Annotated in this window: 17 protein-coding genes; 13 read left to right on the forward strand and 4 right to left on the reverse strand. The window is 62.6% G+C overall.

The annotated features are described in order from the left end of the window. Window positions 1-84: 84 nt before the first annotated feature. Both J3D60_RS02675 and J3D60_RS02680 read right to left on the reverse strand, forming a co-directional pair. A complete protein-coding gene (locus J3D60_RS02675) occupies window positions 85-1,479 on the reverse strand; it encodes a HAMP domain-containing sensor histidine kinase (RefSeq protein ID WP_027606537.1) in 1,395 nt (464 codons plus the stop codon). Beyond that, window positions 1,457-2,140, reverse strand: a complete 684-nt coding sequence (locus J3D60_RS02680) for a response regulator transcription factor (protein ID WP_027606536.1) — start codon at window positions 2,138-2,140, stop codon at window positions 1,457-1,459. Before J3D60_RS02680 ends, J3D60_RS02675 begins: the two co-directional genes overlap by 23 nt. Before the next feature lie 324 nt (window positions 2,141-2,464). Here J3D60_RS02680 and J3D60_RS02685 point away from each other — a divergent pair, with 324 nt between their 5' ends. Continuing rightward, complete coding sequence (locus J3D60_RS02685; protein ID WP_065927953.1) at window positions 2,465-3,370, forward strand: hypothetical protein; 906 nt, start codon at window positions 2,465-2,467, stop codon at window positions 3,368-3,370. A gap of 98 nt (window positions 3,371-3,468) precedes the next feature. On the opposite strand, the gene J3D60_RS02690 is transcribed toward J3D60_RS02685, so the two are convergent. Continuing rightward, the gene (locus J3D60_RS02690) at window positions 3,469-4,692 is read right to left on the reverse strand and encodes a multidrug effflux MFS transporter (protein WP_253489499.1); all 1,224 of its coding nucleotides are present in this window, start codon (window positions 4,690-4,692) and stop codon (window positions 3,469-3,471) included. A gap of 92 nt (window positions 4,693-4,784) precedes the next feature. On the opposite strand from J3D60_RS02690, the gene J3D60_RS02695 reads away from it, so the two are divergent. Next, window positions 4,785-6,269: a PLP-dependent aminotransferase family protein gene (locus J3D60_RS02695; RefSeq protein WP_253489502.1), complete on the forward strand. Its 1,485-nt coding sequence runs from the start codon at window positions 4,785-4,787 to the stop codon at window positions 6,267-6,269. Here the strand turns inward: J3D60_RS02695 and J3D60_RS02700 are convergent. Beyond that, window positions 6,199-7,107 carry a MurR/RpiR family transcriptional regulator gene (locus tag J3D60_RS02700; protein WP_010211026.1) on the reverse strand — a complete coding sequence of 303 codons (909 nt, stop codon included), beginning with the start codon at window positions 7,105-7,107 and terminating at the stop codon, window positions 6,199-6,201. The genes J3D60_RS02695 and J3D60_RS02700 overlap by 71 nt on opposite strands. Window positions 7,108-7,391: 284 nt before the next feature. Here J3D60_RS02700 and iolC point away from each other — a divergent pair, with 284 nt between their 5' ends. From iolC to J3D60_RS02755, 11 genes are all read left to right on the forward strand, one after another. Continuing rightward, window positions 7,392-9,329, forward strand: coding sequence for a 5-dehydro-2-deoxygluconokinase (gene iolC, locus J3D60_RS02705; protein ID WP_065941170.1), 1,938 nt, complete (start codon window positions 7,392-7,394; stop codon window positions 9,327-9,329). Between the two features lie 102 nt (window positions 9,330-9,431). After that, on the forward strand, window positions 9,432-10,325 hold the full coding sequence (gene iolE / locus J3D60_RS02710) for a myo-inosose-2 dehydratase (protein ID WP_253489504.1): 894 nt from the start codon (window positions 9,432-9,434) through the stop codon (window positions 10,323-10,325). Beyond that, the gene (gene iolB, locus J3D60_RS02715) at window positions 10,322-11,110 is read left to right on the forward strand and encodes a 5-deoxy-glucuronate isomerase (protein ID WP_065927950.1); all 789 of its coding nucleotides are present in this window, start codon (window positions 10,322-10,324) and stop codon (window positions 11,108-11,110) included. Before iolE ends, iolB begins: the two co-directional genes overlap by 4 nt. Before the next feature lie 23 nt (window positions 11,111-11,133). Then, complete coding sequence (locus J3D60_RS02720; RefSeq protein ID WP_065927949.1) at window positions 11,134-11,949, forward strand: TIM barrel protein; 816 nt, start codon at window positions 11,134-11,136, stop codon at window positions 11,947-11,949. Between the two features lie 10 nt (window positions 11,950-11,959). After that, window positions 11,960-13,891: a 3D-(3,5/4)-trihydroxycyclohexane-1,2-dione acylhydrolase (decyclizing) gene (gene iolD, locus J3D60_RS02725; protein WP_253489507.1), complete on the forward strand. Its 1,932-nt coding sequence runs from the start codon at window positions 11,960-11,962 to the stop codon at window positions 13,889-13,891. Window positions 13,892-13,910: 19 nt separating this feature from the next. Beyond that, window positions 13,911-14,921, forward strand: a complete 1,011-nt coding sequence (locus J3D60_RS02730; RefSeq protein ID WP_253489509.1) for a Gfo/Idh/MocA family protein — start codon at window positions 13,911-13,913, stop codon at window positions 14,919-14,921. Window positions 14,922-15,070: 149 nt separating this feature from the next. Beyond that, the gene (locus J3D60_RS02735) at window positions 15,071-16,099 is read left to right on the forward strand and encodes a Gfo/Idh/MocA family oxidoreductase (protein ID WP_253489511.1); all 1,029 of its coding nucleotides are present in this window, start codon (window positions 15,071-15,073) and stop codon (window positions 16,097-16,099) included. Between the two features lie 127 nt (window positions 16,100-16,226). Further along, window positions 16,227-16,403 carry a hypothetical protein gene (locus J3D60_RS02740; protein WP_162844258.1) on the forward strand — a complete coding sequence of 59 codons (177 nt, stop codon included), beginning with the start codon at window positions 16,227-16,229 and terminating at the stop codon, window positions 16,401-16,403. Window positions 16,404-16,451: 48 nt separating this feature from the next. Continuing rightward, complete coding sequence (locus J3D60_RS02745) at window positions 16,452-17,387, forward strand: sugar ABC transporter substrate-binding protein (protein ID WP_027606526.1); 936 nt, start codon at window positions 16,452-16,454, stop codon at window positions 17,385-17,387. A gap of 65 nt (window positions 17,388-17,452) precedes the next feature. Then, window positions 17,453-19,006, forward strand: a complete 1,554-nt coding sequence (locus J3D60_RS02750) for a sugar ABC transporter ATP-binding protein (RefSeq protein ID WP_065941178.1) — start codon at window positions 17,453-17,455, stop codon at window positions 19,004-19,006. A 58-nt stretch (window positions 19,007-19,064) separates the two neighbouring features. Next, window positions 19,065-20,087, forward strand: coding sequence for an ABC transporter permease (locus tag J3D60_RS02755; protein WP_024076018.1), 1,023 nt, complete (start codon window positions 19,065-19,067; stop codon window positions 20,085-20,087). Window positions 20,088-20,373: the final 286 nt, after the last annotated feature.

Below are 20,373 nucleotides of genomic sequence, written 5' to 3' on the forward strand. Positions count from 1 at the left end.
TCGCTCCTACAGGAGGCGATGTACGCTTACTGACTGGCATTTGGGCTTGCCCCCTCCCACAGTTTGACCTCACTGGCTTATGGATCAGGCTTCGGGCATCAGTTGCTGGCGGCACTCCAGCACCAGGCGCGCGCCGCCTTGCTCGCTGGTGCCCACTTCCAGCTTGAACCCATGCAAGTTGATGATCGCGGCCACAATCGACAGGCCCAACCCAAACCCGCCTTGCTGATCGCCTTCATCCACCCGATAAAACCGCTGGAACACCGCATCGCGTTCTGCCGCCGGTATGCCGGGCCCGGAGTCGTGCACTTCGATGCGCGTGCTGCCGGCATCGTTGAGCCCCCGCAGGATCACTGCGCCGCCCGCTGGAGAGAACTTGATGGAGTTGCTCAGCAGGTTGGCCAGGGCTTCGAACAACAGGGCGCGGTCGCCGGTGATCCATGGCAGGGACTCGGGGACTTCGAGTCGCAACTGCAATTCGCCTTCCTCGGCCAGGGGCAGGTAGAAGTCATGCAACTCGCGCAGCAGCGGCAGTGGGTCCATGACCAGGAAACCGGAGCGGCGCTGGTGGTCTTCCAGCTCGGAGATACGCAGCAGCCCGCGAAAGCGCGCCATCAGGGTGTCGGTCTCGGCGATGGCATCGTCCAGTTTCACCGCGTAGCCGGAGTCCTGCTCGGCCTCCTGGCGGATGCGGTAGAGCTGCGCGCGCAGGCGGGTCAATGGGGTGCGCAGGTCGTGGGCGATGTTGTCGCACACGCCCTTGACCTCGTTCATCAGTTTCTCGATGCGGTCGAGCATGGCGTTGACGATGGCCGCGAGCATGTCCAGTTCGTCACGCCGGTTGGACAGCGGCAAGCGGTGGGTGAGGTCGCCGGCGACGATGGCTTCGGCGCTGGCCTGGATCCCGCGGATCCGGCGCAGCGGGCGGCGGCGCAACAGATGCCAGCCGGCGGCGCCGGGGATAATGGTCAGGGACAGCGCCCACAGCAGGGCATGCCAGATGATCCGTGTCACACCGAACAGCGAGCCATTGGCGCGCACCAGTACCAGCCAGCGGCCGTCGTCGGTATGGCTGGCGACGGCGTCGCAGCTGTCCTTGGGCAGTTTGGGGTCGTCGGAGTCGACGCAATTGGCCAGGGTGTGGATCTTGCCGTCCAGCGGCAGGTCGGAGGGAATCGCGCGGATCGGCCCACTCAAGGGGCGGAACTGCTCATCGAACAGGCCGTAGGCGTCCACGCCCTTCATGTCGAAGGTCATGCTGGTGGTCAACGCTTCCACCAGTTCTTCGCCGTCGAAGCGCTGGAACAGGTGCTGGCGTTGCATCAGCGAATGGCGCGACAGGTCACTCAGGTAACCCGAGACCTCGTAATACAGCACCCCCATGAGGATGCAGCTCCAGGCCACGAACAACGAACTGTACAGCGCCAGCAAGCGGCTGCTGGACGAACGCCAGCCCTTAGAGGGGTTCAGCAATGACATAACCGGAACCTCGTACCGTGCGGATCAGCGGCGGGAGGCCCGGTGGATCGATTTTCTTGCGCAGGCGGCCGATGTGCACGTCGATCAGGTTGGTGCCCGGGTCGAAGTGATAACCCCAGACTTCCTCGAAGATCATCATCCGCGACAGGATCTGGCCGGTGTTGCGCATCAGGAATTCCAGCAGTTTGTATTCGGTGGGCAGCAGGCTCAGGGGCTGGTCGGCGCGGCTGGCTTCGCGGCTGATCAGGTTCAGTTCCAGGTCGGCCACGCGCAGGGCCGTCTCGAATTCCTTGACCGTGCTTTTGCGGCGCAGCAACACTTCGACGCGGGCGGCCATTTCGTCCGAGGCGAAAGGCTTGGTCAGGTAGTCATCACCGCCGGCGCGCAGGCCACGCACGCGCTCGTCGACGTCGGAGAGGGCGCTGATCATCAGGATCGGCGTCGATACGCCGATGGTGCGCAGGGTGGTGACGATGGCCAGGCCATCGAGTTCCGGCAGCATGCGGTCGAGGGTGATCAGATCGTAATCACCACTCACGGCGCGGACCAGGCCTTCGCGGCCGTTGTCCACCCAATCTACGTCCAGTCCATGGCTACTCAGCTCGGCGACGATCTCGCGGGCCGTTACGGCGTCATCCTCGATGGTCAAAATGCGGGTCATAGGATTACCTGGTGAGCGATTCACACTAGAAGTGGGGGCATTTTGCCAAGAAATGGCTGAACGCTTCCTAAATAAAACTTCATGTTGGCAAAACTGACACAACTTTCATGGCGGGTACCGGCCGGAGAGCAATCTCATCCCACAGGGAATGCATTACGCCCGCCTGCACCAGCCATTTCTTGCAAGTTGCATGGTTCAGGCAAGTTCAATTTACTTAACTTGTTGAAATACAACGGATTTAATTTTAAGCGCGACTGGCATGCTGCCTGCACTGTCCCTTTTGAGACTTGTAACACTATTTTTCCTGCCGGGAGCACCATAACAATGATCACATCGTCATCCACGCTGCAAGAGTCGAGCGCGCGCTCCGGGGTTTCCTGGGGGGCTATCTTTGCCGGGGCCGCTGCGGCGGCTGCGTTATCCCTGATTCTGGTATTGCTGGGCTTCGGCCTGGGTTTCTCGGCGGTGTCGCCGTGGGCCGACAGCGGCATCAGCGCCAAGGGGCTTGGCATTTCCACGATTGTCTGGCTGGCCTTTACCCAGATCGTTGCCTCGGGCCTGGGCGGTTACATCGCCGGCCGGTTGCGAGTGAAGTGGGCCAATATGCATGGCGATGAAGTGTACTTTCGCGACACCGCCCATGGTTTCCTGGCCTGGGCAGTCGCCACGCTGATCACTGCCGTGCTGGTGGTCGGTTCGGTCAGCAGTGTGGTCACCGGCGGCGTGAAAGCCGGTGCCAGCGTGGCAGCCGGTGCGGCCAGCGGTATCACCCAGGCCGCAGGCAGCGCAGCCAAAGGCGTCAACGGTGGCGATTTTGACTACTACGTCGACAGCCTGTTTCGTGACGATCGCCCGGTTGCCGTCAGTGATGACGCTGCCCATGGCGTGGTTGCGCGCATTTTCACCCGCACCCTGAGCAATGACGGCCAACTCGCCGCTGAAGACCGTGCCTACCTGGCCCAGTTGATCAGCCAGCGCACCAACCTCAGCCAGGCCGATGCCGAAGCGCGTATCGACAAAGTCTACGGCGATGCGCGTAAAGCGGTGGAAGACGCCAAGCTCAAGGCCAAGCAAGCCGCTGAAACGGCCGCCAAAGTCGCCGCCTATACCTCGCTGTGGACCTTTGTCGCCCTGTTGATCGGCGCTTTCTTTGCCAGTTTCGCTGCAACCTTCGGCGGTCGTCGTCGGGATGCCGTGGTGTACGTCGAAACCGAAACCTACGTTCGTTAATTCAAGGAGAACAACATGCGCTCATTACTGCTTTGGTTCCTCGGCGTGCCGATCCCGGTGATCATCCTGATCGCAATTTTCATGCACTGATCCCGAGTTCAGCTCGGCCTGATGTGGGAGGGGACAAGTTCCCTCCCACATTTGGGTTTGTGGAGTGTCAGCCAGGTTGCTGCCAACAGTGCGCTGGCAACGGCGGTCATGATCACCAGCGGCTGCGACGTACCGTCGGACAGCAGCCCGGTGGCCCAACTGCTCACGGCAGTGAGGAACATCTGGGTAAAGAAGAACAACCCCGATGCGGTTCCCGCAATCGCACCGTACGGCTGCAACACCGACAGTTGGCACGCCGGAATCACCATCCCCACCGACACCATGATCACCACCATCGGCAGCACGATCGCCAGCCATTGTCCCGGCATGGCGGTGGTGGCCGCCGCAAGTACCACACTGCCCAGCACGTTCAAACCGATAGCGGCATGGATCAACCGGTCCGGCTCGAAGCGCTGCACCAGCCTGCGGAACAGGTTTGCGCCGAGCATGTAGCCGCTGATGGTCGCCGCGAACACCAGTGCATAGGCCGTGGCCGACAAGTGAAAGCCCCGCTGCAGCAGCGCTGACGACTCACTGATAAACGGAAAATAGGTGCTGTACACGCAGCCGATCGCCAGGGAATAGCGCAGGAAATAGCGGTCGCGCAGTAACTGGCCATAGAGGCGCAGCAGGTTGCCCGGCGGCGCGGCGGCGACATCGGCCGGGCGGGTTTCGGGCAGGCGACGGTACACCACCACGTAGAGCACTGCACCGATCACGCCGAGCAGTACAAACAGGCCGCGCCAGTCGATGAAGGGCAACATCAGGCTGCCCAGCACCGGCGCGGCCATCGGTGACACGGCCATGGCCATGGAAATCAGGCCGAGCAAGCGTGCCTGTTCATCGCGGTCGAAATAGTCGCGCACGATCACCCGACCGATCACCGTGGTGCAGCACCCGCCGAGGGCCTGGAACAGGCGGGCGATGATCAGCACGGCGATGCTGTCGGCGAGGGCGCAGGCCACGGTGGCCAGCACATACAGGAACAGTCCCGCCAACAACACCGGACGGCGGCCGAAGCGGTCGGTCAACGGGCCGCTGATCAGCAGGGAGATCGCCGAACCGAAGGTGTACAGCGTGAGGGTCAGTTGCAACTGGCTGTCGCTGGTCTGGAAGTAGTCGGCCATAGCGGGCAGGGCAGGCAGGTGCATGTCCAGGGTGATACGTGGCAGGCCGATCAGCACGGTCAGCAGTATCAGCCAGAACCACGGGGAGAGGGCGCGTTGCGTCATGGGAGGCTTCTGTGCAAGGAGTAGAGCCCGGACTCTAGCGGCTTTGTGGTTTAATCCTCAGAGCCGCTTGTGGCAAAAATGATTGGACCACTATGAGCCGAGGAAAAACCCCTTCCGCCCTGGACCTGCCGCGCCCCGACAGTTTGGACAGGGGAAAGCAGCAAGAGGCCTACGAGGCCCTGCGTGCAGCGATCCTGAACCGACAGCTGCCGGCGGGCAGTCGCTTGCCATCCACCCGCAGCCTCGCCGAACGCTGGCAGTTATCCCGTGGCACCCTGGAGGCGGCATTCGACCGTCTGCACAGCGAGGGCTATGTGCAGCGCGTGGCCGGCTCCGGTACGCGGGTGTGCGCGGTGATCCCCGAGCAATTCATTGCGGCACCTGCACCGCACGCGATGCCTCGTCGCGAAGTGGCGGTTGATCGCCCCGAGTCCGGGGTGCAGAGCCATGTGCCTTTTGTCGCGCGGCGCCCGGACGCCAGCCTGTTTGATCTGAAGGCCTGGGCCCGCTGTATTTCCCGGGGACTGCTATCAGCAGGGCCGGGGGCGCTGGAAGCGGGCCATCCCGCCGGGCTGCCGGAACTGCGCGCACAGATCGCCGACTACCTGCGCAGCTATCGCGGCATGCACTGCGAGGCGGATGAAGTGATCGTCACCAGCGGCATTCGCCACGCCCTTGACCTGATCGCGCGCACGCTGCTCAAGCCCGGTGACACCGCCTGCGTCGAAGACCCCGGCTATCCACCCGCGCGCCGCCTGTTCGGGCTGGCGGGGGCGCAGGTCCAGGCGATTGCGGTCACGGCCGAAGGGCTGGATACCGCGCAACTCCCCGACACGGCGCGCCTGGCCTACGTCACCCCGGCCCACCAGGCACCGCTGGGCATGACCCTGTCGGTGTCGCGCCGCCTGGCGCTGCTGGACTGGGCTGCCCGTGCCGAGGCCTGGGTGGTGGAAGACGACTACGACAGCGAATACAACTACCACAGCGCACCGCTGGCGGCGCTCAAATCCCTGGACGCCCATGACCGGGTGATCTACTGCGGCAGCTTCAACAAAAACCTGTTCCCCGGTTTGCGCGTCGGCTTCATGGTGGTGCCCAAGGCACTGCGCCCGGCCTTGCTGCGCACCCTGCAACTCACCGGGCAGTCGGTGGGCGCCAGTGATCAGTTGGGGTTGCTGGAGTTTCTCGGCAGCGGCGCTTTCGTGCGCCACTTGCGGGCTTCGCGCCAGGCCTATCAGGCGCGGCGCGATGTGTTGCTCGACTGCCTTGGCGCGCACTGTACGATCAGTGGGCAACAGGCCGGTCTGCACTTTGTATTGTGGTTGCCGAGCGGTGTCGAGGAGGGCGAGTTCTGTTCCCGTGCTGCTGCCGTCGGGTTGACGTTACAGCCCCTGGGCACGTTCTGCGTCGAGGCGATCCTGCCGCCGGCGGTCATCATCGGCTACACCGCGTTGACCCTGGCGCAGATCCGCTTTCATGGGCGCGCGTTAGCCCAATTACTGCCGGTCAGTCATCAAACCCGACCTGCTCGTGAATCTCATCCACCTTCAACTCCAGCCGGTACGCCACGGCAATAAACAACGCCTGGCACAGGCACAAGGTGGCGCTCAACGAACGGAAGGCAAACGACGAGCCTTCATTCACCAACAGCACCGCGTTGGCCCGCTTGGCCAGGGGCGACAGGTTGCTGTCGGTGATGATCAGGGTCTTGGCCTGATGGTGCTGGGCGATCCGCAGGCAGTGCTGGGTCTCTTTGCCGTAGGGCGTGAAGCTGATGGCGATCACCAGGTCATTGGCACGCACGCTGCGCATCTGCTCGCGATAGCTGCCGCCCAAACCGGAAATCAGGTGGATGCGTTTGTTGGTGTGCTGCAGGTTGTAGACCAGGTAGTCGGCCACCGCGAACGACCGGCGCACCCCAACCACGTAGATGTTGTCGGCGTTGACCACCAGGTCCACGGCCTTGTCGAAGGCCACGTCATCGAGCTCCAGCCCCAGGCGCTCGATACCCGACAGGGTCGCGTTGACGCACTCGCGGGCCAGGTCGCCGCCGCTGGCTTTCTGTGACTTGTTGGCGATCATGCTGCGGATGCGCTGCTGGTAGTTCTGCACCGGTGTGGTCTTGTGGGTGTAGGCCTCGCGAAACAGCGCCTGCATCTCACTGAACCCACTGAAGCCGAAACGCTGGGAAAACCGCACGATCGCCGAAGGATGCACTTCGCATTCGCGGGCGATGTCGCTGATGCGGTCGACCATGATCCGGTCGCTCTGCTGGCTCATGTAGCTGGCGATGCGCTTGAGCTGGCGCGGCAGGCTTTCGTATTCGTCGGTGATCAGCTGCAACAGGCGTTCGGCGTTGATCGGAGGGCTGGCGATGGTGTCTTCCAGGGTGGTCTCGGGATCGGTGCGGGACATGGGCAATCCTTCTGGCGTGTTCTTCTGATGCGCTGATGGGTGGCGCAAGTCTACAGGGTAGGCGCAAAAAAATACCCCGGCATCACGGCCCGCGTGGCCTGCTGAAACGATGCACGGTGGCTGGCGTGCCCCTATGCTGACGTATTGGAAAAAATATTCCACTAAAAATAATTCTGGAATAAATATTGATTGCTGCCGCCGGACGTTCTAGTCTGCTCCCACCAAGAGCGTTTGCCGTCGTCACGGCGGCACAACGCAGGCTGATAAAAATAACAGGAGCCAGCATGGGCCAGACTCGTTTTGCCAGTGGGCGTCAATTGGATCTGATTTGCCTCGGGCGCCTGGGCGTCGACCTCTACGCACAGCAAGTAGGTGCGCGGCTTGAGGACGTGTCCAGCTTCGCCAAATACCTCGGCGGTTCCTCCGCCAATATCGCGTTCGGCACTGCCCGGCTGGGGCTCAAGTCGGCGATGTTGAGCCGGGTGGGGGACGACCATATGGGCCGCTTCCTGGTGGAGTCCCTGGCCCGCGAAGGCTGCGATGTCAGCGGCATCAAGGTCGACCCGGAACGCCTCACCGCCATGGTGCTGCTGGGCCTCAAGGACCGCGAAACCTTCCCGCTGGTGTTCTACCGCGAAAACTGCGCCGACATGGCCCTGCGCGCCGAAGACGTCAACGAAGCCTTTATTGCCTCGAGCAAGGCCTTGCTGATCACCGGCACGCATTTCTCCACCGACGGCGTGTACAAGGCCAGCCTCCAGGCCCTGGACTATGCGGCCAAGCACAACGTCAAGCGCGTGCTGGATATCGACTACCGCCCCGTGTTGTGGGGCCTGGCGGGCAAGGCCGACGGTGAAACCCGGTTTGTCGCCGACCAGAACGTCAGCCAGCATGTGCAGAAAATCCTGCCGCGTTTCGACCTGATCGTCGGCACCGAAGAAGAATTCCTGATCGCCGGCGGCAGCGAAGATCTGCTCACCGCCCTGCGCACCGTGCGTGACCTGACCCCGGCGACCCTGGTGGTCAAGCTCGGCCCGCAAGGCTGCACGGTGATCCACGGTGCAATTCCGGCGCGACTGGAAGAGGGCGCCATCTATCCTGGCGTGCGGGTTGAAGTGCTTAACGTGCTGGGCGCCGGCGATGCCTTTATGTCGGGCTTCCTCAGCGGCTGGATCAATGACGCCAGCGATGAGCGTTGCAGCCAGTTGGCCAACGCCTGCGGTGGTCTCGTGGTCTCGCGCCACGCCTGTGCGCCGGCCATGCCGACCCCGGCCGAACTGGATTACCTGTTCAACAGCCCGGTGCCGATCACCCGGCCTGACCAGGACGCGACCCTGCAACGCCTGCACCGCGTCACCGTGCCGCGCAAGGCCTGGAAGCAACTGTTCATCTTTGCCTTCGACCACCGCTGGCAACTGGTGGACCTGGCGCAACGCGGCGGCCAGGACCTGACCCGCATCAGCGAGATCAAGCAGCTGTTTATCCAGGCCATCGAACGTGTGGAGAAAAAGCTCGCCGAGCAGGGCGTCGAGGCCGATGTGGGCCTGTTGGCCGACCAGCGCTTCGGCCAGGACGCGTTGAATGCCGCCAGCGGCCGCGGCTGGTGGATCGCGCGTCCGGTGGAAGTGCAGAACTCGCGGCCCCTGGCGTTCGAACATGGCCGCTCGATCGGCAGCAACCTGATTGCCTGGCCCCAGGAGCAGGTCATCAAGTGCCTGGTGCAATACCACCCCGACGACGAGCCCATGTTGCGCCTGGAACAGGAAGCGCAACTCAAGGCGGTGTACGAGGCGTCGGTGACCAGCGGCCATGAGCTGCTGCTGGAGGTCATCCCGCCCAAGGATCATCCGTCCACTTACCCGGACGTGCTCTACCGCAGCCTCAAGCGCCTGTACAACCTGGGCATCTACCCGGCGTGGTGGAAGATCGAGGCACAGTCGGCCGAGGATTGGAAAAAGCTCGACGAACTGATCCAGGAACGCGACCCGTACTGCCGTGGCGTGGTGTTGCTGGGCCTGAATGCCTCGGCCGAATGCCTGGCCGCCGGCTTCCAGCAAGCCAGCCAGAGCAGCACCTGCCGTGGGTTTGCCGTGGGCCGCACGATCTTCCAGGAACCGAGCCGTTTGTGGATGGCGGGGGAGATCGATGATGAGACGTTGATCCAGCAGGTCCAGGCGACCTTTGAGCAGTTGATCAACGCCTGGCGCAGTGCCCGAGGCTGAACCCAGTCCTAAATGTGCAATGCAATCAAATGTGGGAGGGGGCTTGCCCCCTCCCATAGAAAGCAGATCTCAGTGATACCAGAAAATAATAAAGGTGCAGCCATGCCCGCAATCCGAATTGGCATCAACCCGATCTCCTGGAGCAACGACGACCTTCCGGCCCTCGGTGGTGAAACCCCGCTGAGCACCGCCCTGAGCGAAGGCAAGGAAATCGGCTACGAAGGTTTCGAGCTCAACGGCAAATTCCCCAAGGACGCCAAGGGCGTCGGCGACGTCCTGCGCCCCTATGACCTGGCGCTGGTCTCCGGCTGGTACTCCAGTCGCCTGGCCCGTCGTTCGGTGGCCGAAGAAATCGAGGCCATCGCCGGCCACGTCGAACTGCTGAAACAAAACGGCGCCAAGGTGCTGGTGTACGGCGAGGTGGCCGATTCGATCCAGGGCTCGCGCATTCGCCTGATCGAACGTCCGCGGTTCCACAGTGAACAGGCCTGGCAGGACTACGCCGACAAACTCACGGAGCTGGCGCGTTTCACCCTGTCCCAGGGCGTGCGCCTGGCCTACCACCACCATATGGGCGCTTACGTCGAATCGCCTGAAGACATCGATCAGTTGATGGGCCGTACCGGGCCGGAAGTCGGCCTGCTGTTCGATTCGGGCCACTGCTACATGGGCGGCGGCGACCCCATCGAGGTGTTGCGCAAGCATATCGACCGCGTCTGCCACGTGCATTTCAAGGACGTGCGCAAAGCCGTGGTGCAACTGGCGCGCAACCAGATGTGGAGCTTCCCCGATTGCATCGTCAACGGCACCTTCACCGTGCCCGGTGACGGCAATATCGACTTTGCCGAGTTGCTCGATGTGCTGCTGGCCGCGAAATACGCGGGCTGGCTGGTGGTGGAAGCAGAGCAGGACCCGGCCGTGGCGCCCAGCTATGTCTATGCAAAAAAGGGCTATGACACGTTGCGTGCGCTTCTCGACGAGAGGACCCAGCCATGAGCTTGCTGGTAAAGAGCAGTAAACGTGGGCAGACCATGGTCGCCCTGGAAGAGGGCCGCCTGGAGTACGTAGGCTTTGCCGCCTACCGCCTGAGCCTGGGTGAAACCCTGCCGGTCACCGCCGGTGATCAGGAGTTGTGCCTGGTGCTGCTCAGCGGTCGGGTCAATATCGAAGGCGAGGGCTTCAACTGGCAGAACCTCGGTGATCGCCAGTCGGTGTTCGAGGACAAATCGCCGTTCGCCGCGTATCTGCCGCCGGGTACCGACGCCCAGGTCACCGCGTTGAGCGACGTGCAGATTGCCGTCTGCGCCGCGCCGGGTGCGCCGGGTTTCGAGCCACGCCTGATCCGCCCCGAACAGTGCAAGCGCAGCGTCCGCGGCAAAGGCGCCAATACCCGTTACGTGTGCGACATCCTGCCGGATACCGACCCGGCCCATTCGCTGCTGGTGGTGGAAGTGCGCACGCCGTCCGGGCATTCGTCGAGCTACCCGCCGCACAAGCACGACACCGACGACCTGCCGCACCAGAGCTTTCTCGAAGAGACCTACTACCACCAGATCAACCCGCCCCAGGGTTTCGTGTTCCAGCGGGTGTACACCGACGACCGCAGCATCGACCAGGCCATGGCCGTGGAAAACAGCGACCTGGTGGTGGTGCCCAAGGGCTATCACCCGGTCAGCGTGCCGTATGGCTACGAGTCTTACTACCTGAACGTGATGGCCGGCCCCAAGCGCGCCTGGCATTTCCACAATGACCCGCAGCACAGCTGGCTGCTGGACCTTTAAACGGTGTTGGACGGAGAACAACAATGAAGTCGCCTCTACGCTTTGCCCTCAACCGTATGGTCGCGCCCAACCTGTCCCTGCCGGATTTCATCCAGCTGGCCGTGGCCTTGAAATGCGATGCCATCGAGATTCGCAACGACCTCAAGGATCGCCAGATCGAATACGGCACCCCGGCCGGCCGCGTGCGCGAATTGTGCGCGGCCCAGGGCATCACGGTGCTGTCGATCAACGCGCTGTACCCCTTTGACGTGTGGAATGACGAGCGCCGCGCCCAGGCGATAGCGCTCGCCACCTATGCCCGCGAATGTGGTGCGCAAGGCTTGGTGATGTGCCCGTTCAATGAACCCGGCGACACCCGCAACGAAGCCCAGCGCGCCGCCGGTTTGCGCACCGCGTTGAGCCAGCTGGCGCCGATCCTGCGCGAGTACGGGATTCTCGGGTTTATCGAGCCCCTGGGCTTCGAAGAATGCGCCATGCGCCGCAAGCGCGTGGCGGTGGACGCGATCCAGTCCATCGGCGGCCTGGATGTATTCCGCCTGGTGCACGACACCTTCCACCACCACCTGGCCAGCGAGCATGAGTTCTTCCCGGAGCTGACCGGGCTGGTGCATATCTCCGGCGTGGAAGATGCCGAGGCGCCGCTCAATTCGATCCGCGACGGCCACCGCGTGCTGGTGGGCGAGGGCGATATCCTCGGCAATACCGCGCAGATCGACACCTTGCTCAGCAGCGGTTACAGCGGCTACCTGTCGTTCGAGCCGTTTGCGACAAGCGTGCACGAGCTGGCGGATATCCAGCAGGCCTTGGGGGCAAGCATCGCCCACCTGCAGAAACGATAAGGGGCGCGACATGACCACCACCCGACTGACCATGGCCCAGGCCCTGGTGAAGTTTTTGGATAACCAGTACATCGAAGTCGATGGCGTGCAGAGCAAGTTCGTCGCCGGCGTGTTCACCATTTTCGGCCATGGCAACGTGCTGGGCCTGGGTCAGGCCCTGGAACAGGACAGCGGCGACCTGATGGTGCATCAGGGCCGTAACGAGCAGGGCATGGCCCATGCCGCCATCGGTTTTGCCAAGCAGCACCTGCGCCGCAAGATCTACGCCTGCACCGCCTCCGTCGGCCCGGGTGCGGCGAATATGCTCACCGCTGCTGCGACCGCCACCGCCAACCGTATCCCGTTGCTGTTGCTGCCCGGCGATGTCTACGCCAGCCGCCAGCCTGACCCGGTGCTGCAACAGATCGAGCAGTTCCACGACCTCAGCATCAGCACCAACGATGCCTTCCGTTCCGTGAGCAAGTACTGGGACCGCATCAACCGCCCCGAGCAACTGATGACGGCGGCGATTCATGCCATGCGCGTGCTCACCGATCCCGCCGAAACCGGTGCGGTGACCCTGGCGCTGCCCCAGGACGTGCAGGCCGAGGCCTGGGACTACCCCGATTACTTCCTGCAAAAACGGGTGCACCGTATCGACCGCCGCCCGGCCACCGCCGCGATGATCGGCGATGGGTTGGCCGCCTTCCGGGGCAAGCGCAAACCGCTGATCATCTGCGGTGGCGGCGTGAAGTACTCTGGTGCGAATGCTGCCTTGCAAGCCTTTGCCGAGCGCTTTGATATTCCTTTCGCCGAAACCCAGGCGGGCAAGAGCGCGGTGGTCTCCAGCCATCCACTCAACGTGGGCGGTATCGGCGAGACAGGCTGCCTGGCCGCCAACCTGCTGGCGCCCGAAGCAGACCTGATCATCGGCATCGGTACCCGTTACACCGACTTCACCACCTCGTCGAAATCGCTGTTCAAGCATGCCGAGGTGAAGTTTCTCAACCTCAATATCAGCCCCTGCGACGCCTTGAAACTCGACGGCGTGCAGGTGCTGGCCGACGCCAAGGTCGCCCTCGAAGCGCTGGCCGATGCCCTTGGTGATTACCGTTCCGGCTGGGGCGAGCAGATCGCCGACGCCAAGGCGCAGCTGGACGCCGAAGTGGACCGTGTCCATCAGGTCGAGTACCACGGCGATGATTTCGTACCGGAAGTCGACGACCACCTGGACCGCGCCGTGCTGCGTGAATTTATCGAACTGACCGGCTCGTGCCTGACCCAGAGCCGGGTGCTCGGCGTGCTCAACCAGACCCTGGCCGACGACGCGATCATCGTCGCCGCGGCCGGTAGCCTGCCCGGCGACCTGCAGCGTGCCTGGCGCAGCAAGGGCGTCAACACCTACCACGTCGAGTACGGTTATTCGTGCATGGGCTATGAGATCAACGCCGCCCTCGGCGTGAAGCTCGCCGAGCCCTCCAAGGAGGTCTATGCCCTGGTCGGCGATGGCTCCTACATGATGCTGCACTCGGAGCTGGCCACCTCGATCCAGGAACGCCGCAAGATCAACGTGGTGCTGCTCGACAACATGGCCTTCGGTTGCATCAACAACCTGCAGATCGGCAACGGCATGGACAGCTTCGGCACCGAGTTCCGTTACCGCAACCCCGAGAGCGGCAAGCTCGACGGCGGCCTGGTGCCGGTGGATTTCGCCATGAGTGCGGCGGCCTATGGCTGCAAGACCTACAAGGTCAGCAGCGTGGAGCAGCTGGAAGCGGCCCTGGCCGATGCGCGCACGCAAAGCGTCTCGACCCTGATCGACATCAAGGTGTTGCCCAAGACCATGGTCCACGGCTACCTGTCGTGGTGGCGGGTGGGGGTGGCGCAGGTGTCCACCAGCGAACGCACCAACGCGGCGGCGAAAAAACTCAATGAACACCTGGCCAAGGCCCGGCAGTACTAATAACAAGAGGAGCGTTTGTATGTCTTTGAAGCTTGGTGTAATCGGTACCGGCGCCATCGGCCGCGATCATATTCGTCGTTGCAGCCAGACCCTGCTCAACAGCCAGGTGGTGGCGGTGACCGACATCAACCTTGAGCAGGCCGCCAAGGTGGTCGCGGAGTTGAAGCTGGACGCCGAGGTGTACGCGGATGGCCATGGGCTGATCAACTCGCCGCAGGTCGAGGCGATTCTGGTCACGTCCTGGGGCCCGAGCCACGAGGAGTTCGTGCTCGCCGCCATCGCCGCCGGCAAACCGGTGTTCTGTGAGAAGCCCCTGGCGGTGACGGCCGAAGGCTGCCGCAAGATCGTCGACGCCGAAGTGGCCTACGGCAAGCGCCTGGTGCAAGTGGGCTTTATGCGTCCCTATGACGAAGGTTATCGCGCCCTCAAGGCGGTGATCGACAGCGGCCAGATCGGCGAGCCGTTGATGCTGCACTGCGCGCACCGCAACCCGACAGTGGGCGAGAACTACAAGACCGACATGGCGATTACCGACACCCTGATTCACGAGCTGGATGTCCTGCGCTGGCTGCTCAACGACGACTACGTGTCGGTGCAGGTGGTGTTCCCGCGCAAGACCAGCAAGGCCCTGGCCCATCTGCGCGACCCGCAGATCGTGCTGCTGGAAACCGCCAAGGGCACCCGTATCGACGTGGAAGTGTTTGTGAACTGCCAGTACGGCTACGACATCCAGTGCGAAGTGGTGGGGGAGACCGGCATCGCCAAACTGCCGGAGCCATCCCAGGTGCAGCTGCGCAGTGGGGCCAAGCTGTCGAATGCGATCCTGATGGATTGGAAGGACCGGTTTATAGGTGCGTATGACGTGGAGTTGCAGGCCTTTATTGACAGCGTACGCGCCGGTCAGGTCGGCGGGCCCTCGGCGTGGGATGGCTTTGCGGCGGCGGTGGCGGCGGATGCGTGTATCGAGGCCCAGGGCAGTGAGCAGATCGTCAAGGTCAGCCTGCCGGATCGTCCGAACTTCTACGGCTAAATCACTGAAGGAACTCTGTTAAAAATGTGGGAGGGGGCTTGCCCCCGATGGCAGTGTGTCAGTCAACCAGTTGTTATCTGACCCACCGCTATCGGGGGCAAGCCCCCTCCCACAGTTGATTGGTTTCCAATTCAATTCAGGAGTTGATCATGCGAATCGGACTAGTCGGCTACGGCCACGGAGGGCGCTTTTTTCATGCGCCGCTGATTGCAACTTTGCCGGGGGCGACGTTTGTCGGCGTGGTGACGCGCTCACCCGAGCGCCGCCAGCAATTAAGTACCGATCTTCCAGGTGTGAAAGCCTTTGACAGCATCGGCCAGATCGTCGAAGCCGGTGTCGATGCCCTGGTGATTTCCACCACCCTCAAGGGCCGTCCGGCGTTGGTGCTGGAAGCCATCGAGCACGGCGTGGCGGTGGTCAGCGACAAACCCTTTGCCGCCAACGCCGAGCAGGCCCAGGCACTGATCACGGCCGCCGAGCGCCATGAGGTGTTGCTCAGCGTCTACCAGAACCGGCGCTGGGACTCGGACTACCTGACCCTGCGCAAATTGATCGACGCCGGTGCCCTGGGCGAGATCACCCGCTTTGAATCCCGCGTCGAGCGCTACACCCCGCAGGCCGTGGGCAATGCCAGCGGCGGCGGCTGGCTGCGCGACCTGGGCAGCCATCTGGTGGACCAGGCGCTGCAACTGTTCGGTCCGGTGGAGCGGGTCTTTGCGCAGTTACAGTTCACCCCTGAATACCCCACTGTCGACCACGGTTTCTTCGTCTCCCTGACCCACGCCAACGGGGTGGTTTCCCATTTGTGGGGCAACGCCCTGCAGAACAGCCAGGCCCCGCGTTTTCGCGTCAGTGGCACCTCGGGTTGCTACACCGTGGACGGGCTGGATGGCCAGGAAGAGGCGCTGATGGCCGGCAAGTCGCCGAAAACCGAGGGCGAGCACTGGGGCGCAGAAGAACATCGCCGCTGGGGCTGGTTCGAACAGGGGCCGGAACGTGAGCGAGTGCCGTCGGAGAAGGGCTGCTGGACCCAGTTCTATCGCCAGTTGCAAGCGGCGGTGCAAGGGAATGGCCCGTTGCCCGTGGACGCTTATGACGCGCTGGAAACCACGCGTATATTGGACGCCGCACGCCTCAGCGCCGAGCGCCAGCAGGTGGTTTCAACAAAAATAGAATAAAATTCTAAAACAGGTTGATATGGAAATTATTTTCCAATAAAGTCTTTTCCAGGTTGCATAAAGTACGTTCGAACTCGATTCGCACGACTCAACAAAAACAAGATCAAAAACAACCAGGTACCGTCAGATGAAAATCTTCAACGCTGTACTGCGAGTTTTACGCCCTGCCCATACGCCCCGCGGCCTGCCCCGCGCCCGGCCGTTCTACTTCTCCTTCCTTAATGTGCTGTGCGTCGAAAACCAGGGCGCGCTGGTCTGCTGCATTCCAGGCGCACCGGTCGTACGCGTGCCTGCCGAGCTCTGATAAACGCAACGTCCAAAAAACCAACAAGAAAGTGGAGACAGACCGTTCATGAAGACCCCGATCCGTTTTACCGCGCTGGCTTTATCCATGCTGCTGGCCAGCGGTGTTGCCAGTGCCGCCGACATCAAGGTCGGCGTGAGCATGTCCGCCTTCGATGACACCTTCCTCACTTACCTGCGCGAAGACATGGACAAGCAGGCCAAGTCCTATCCCAAGGGTGACGGCGTGCAGCTGCAGTTCGAAGACGCCCGCGCCGATGTGGTCAAGCAGCTGAGCCAGGTGGAGAACTTCATCAGCCAGAAAGTCGACGCCATTATCGTCAACCCGGTCGACACGGCCTCTACCAAGAACATCATCAATGCCGCGACCAAGGCCGGCATCCCGCTGGTGTTCGTCAACCGCCGTCCCGACCAGAAGGACTTGCCCAAGGACGTGGTGGCCGTGACCTCCGATGACGTCGAGGCCGGCAAGCTGCAAATGCAATACATCGCTGAGAAGCTCGGCGGCAAGGGCAAGATCGTGATCCTGCTGGGCGACCTGGCGAACAATTCCACCACCAACCGCACCAAGGGCGTGAAGGAAGTGTTGGCCAAGTACCCGGACATCAAGATCGAACAGGAACAGACCGGCATCTGGCTGCGGGACAAGGGCATGACCCTGGTCAACGATTGGCTGACCCAAGGCCGCGAGTTCAACGCGGTGCTGGCCAACAACGATGAGATGGCCATCGGCGCGTCCATGGCGCTGAAATCGGCCGGCAAGGAAAAGGGCAGTGTGCTGATCGCGGGGGTCGACGGTACGCCGGATGGCTTGAATGCGATCACCAAGGGTGACATGGCCGCCTCCGCGTTCCAGGACGCCAAGGGCCAGGCAGTGGGTTCGGTGGAAGCGGCGCGCAAAATGGCCAGGAAGGAACCGGTCGAGCAGAACGTGATCATCCCGTTCCAGCTGATCACCCCGGAAAACGTCGCCACGTTCAAGTAGCCCTGACATAACAACAATGAACCGGCAGGGCGGTCGTGCCCGCCCTGCTGATGGAGTACCGTCTTATGCTCGCTCAAGCCACTGTCTCGCAGCCTCCCGGGATCCAGCCGTTGCCGCTGGACGAACCCTACCTGTTGGAAATCGTCAACATCAGCAAAGGCTTTCCCGGCGTCGTGGCCCTGGCCGACGTACAACTGCGTGTTCGCCCCGGTACGGTGCTGGCGCTGATGGGCGAGAACGGTGCGGGCAAGTCGACCTTGATGAAAATCATCGCCGGCATCTACCAGCCCGACGCCGGTGAAATCCGCCTGCGCGGCAAGCCCATCGTGTTTGACACACCGCTGGCGGCGCAGAAAGCCGGGATCGCGATGATCCACCAGGAGCTCAACCTGATGCCGCACATGAGCATCGCCGAGAATATCTGGATCGGCCGCGAGCAGCTCAACAGCCTGCACATGGTCAACCACCGCGAAATGCACCGCTGCACCGCCGAGTTGCTGGCGCGCCTGCGCATCAACCTGGACCCCGAGGAACACGTGGGCAACCTGAGCATCGCCGAGCGGCAGATGGTCGAGATTGCCAAGGCTGTGTCCTATGACTCCGACATCCTGATCATGGATGAACCGACATCGGCCATTACCGAGAAGGAAGTGGCCCACCTGTTTTCGATCATTGCCGACCTCAAGGCCCAGGGCAAAGGCATCGTCTACATCACGCACAAAATGAACGAAGTGTTCGCCATTGCCGATGAAGTGGCGGTGTTCCGCGACGGCCAGTACATCGGCCTGCAACGCGCCGACAGCATGAACAGCGACAGCCTGATCTCGATGATGGTGGGTCGCGAGCTGAGCCAGTTGTTCCCGGTGCGCGAGACGCCCATCGGCGAACTGCTGCTGTCGGTGCGCGACCTGCGCCTGGACGGGGTGTTCCAGGGCGTGTCGTTCGACCTGCATGCCGGTGAGATCCTCGGCATCGCCGGGCTGATGGGCTCGGGGCGCACCAATGTGGCGGAAACCATTTTCGGCATCACCCCCAGCAGCGGTGGGCAGATCACCCTGGATGGCGAGGCGGTGCGCATCAGCGACCCGCACATGGCCATCGAAAAAGGCTTTGCGCTGTTGACCGAGGACCGCAAGCTCAGTGGCCTGTTCCCCTGCCTGTCGGTGCTGGAAAACATGGAAATGGCCGTGCTGCCGCACTATTCGGGCAACGGTTTTATCCAGCAGAAAGCCCTGCGCGCCCTGTGCGAGGACATGTGCAAGAAACTGCGGGTGAAGACGCCGTCCCTGGAGCAGTGCATCGACACCCTGTCCGGCGGCAACCAGCAGAAAGCCTTGCTGGCGCGCTGGTTGATGACCAACCCACGCTTGCTGATCCTCGATGAACCGACCCGGGGCATCGACGTGGGGGCCAAGGCCGAGATCTATCGCTTGATCGCCTTCCTCGCCAGCGAAGGCATGGCGGTGATCATGATTTCCTCCGAGCTGCCTGAAGTGCTGGGCATGAGCGACCGGGTGATGGTGATGCACGAAGGCGAACTGATGGGCACCCTGGACCGCGCCGATGCGACCCAGGAAAAAGTCATGCAGCTGGCCTCCGGTATGACCGCGGTCCACTGACGAACAGCCGCGCGGGCCTGCGGTTGGCCCGTGCCATAGAATAAGAAGGTGATTGGCTATGAACGCAATAACGGACAACAAGCCTGCCACGGCCCCGGTCAAGCACCGTCGGCGCTTGCCCACCGAGCTGAGCATCTTCCTGGTGCTGATCGGCATCGGCCTGGTGTTTGAGCTGTTTGGCTGGATCGTGCGGGACCAGAGCTTCCTGATGAACTCCCAGCGCCTGGTGCTGATGATCCTGCAAGTGTCCATCATCGGCCTGCTGGCGATCGGGGTGACCCAGGTGATCATCACCACGGGGATCGACCTGTCGTCGGGCTCGGTGCTGGCGCTGTCGGCGATGATTGCCGCCAGTTTGGCGCAAACTTCCGACTTTTCCCGGGCGGTGTTCCCTTCGCTGACGGACTTGCCGGTGTGGATTCCGGTGGCGATGGGGTTGGGTGTGGGACTGCTGGCGGGGGCGATCAACGGCAGCATCATCGCCGTCACGGGTATTCCGCCGTTTATCGCGACCCTGGGCATGATGGTCTCGGCCCGTGGCCTGGCGCGCTACTACACCGAAGGCCAGCCGGTGAGCATGCTCTCGGATTCGTACACGGCCATCGGCCATGGCGCGATGCCGGTGATCATCTTCCTGGTGGTGGCGGTGATTTTCCATATCGCCCTGCGCTACACCAAGTACGGCAAGTACACCTACGCCATTGGCGGCAATATGCAGGCGGCGCGGACGTCGGGGATTAACGTCAAGCGGCACCTGATCATCGTCTACAGCATTGCCGGCCTCCTGGCAGGCCTGGCGGGTGTGGTGGCCTCGGCACGCGCCGCCACCGGCCAGGCGGGCATGGGCATGTCCTATGAGCTGGATGCGATTGCCGCCGCGGTGATCGGCGGCACCAGCCTGGCGGGCGGGGTAGGGCGTATCACCGGTACCGTGATCGGCGCGCTGATCCTCGGGGTGATGGCCAGCGGGTTTACCTTTGTCGGGGTGGATGCGTATATCCAGGACATCATCAAGGGCCTGATCATTGTGGTGGCGGTGGTGATCGACCAGTACCGCAACAAGCGCAAGCTCAAGCGCTGAGCTTCAAGCTGCAAGCTGCAAGTCCGATGAGCTCTACAGCTTGTCGCTTGCAGCTTGCGGCTTATAGCTGCTGTACGAACTTTCCTGCTATAAACGCACTCCGATGACCATTCGCCAAGCCCGTCCTGGTGCCTTTGGGGGTTATATCGGAAAAAATGCCTGTCATTTCAGTTGCTGTGCCCTCAAGTCGGCCTTAGACTGCCGCCCCTCGTAAATTGAGTGCCGGGTGGCGCTTGGAATGGATGGCGCCTTTCCGAGACCTGCAGAGGTCGACCGGAACGCTCCC

Source organism: Pseudomonas sp. S3E17 (assembly GCF_024168685.1).
GTDB classification, from domain to species: Bacteria; Pseudomonadota; Gammaproteobacteria; order Pseudomonadales; family Pseudomonadaceae; genus Aquipseudomonas; species Aquipseudomonas marginalis.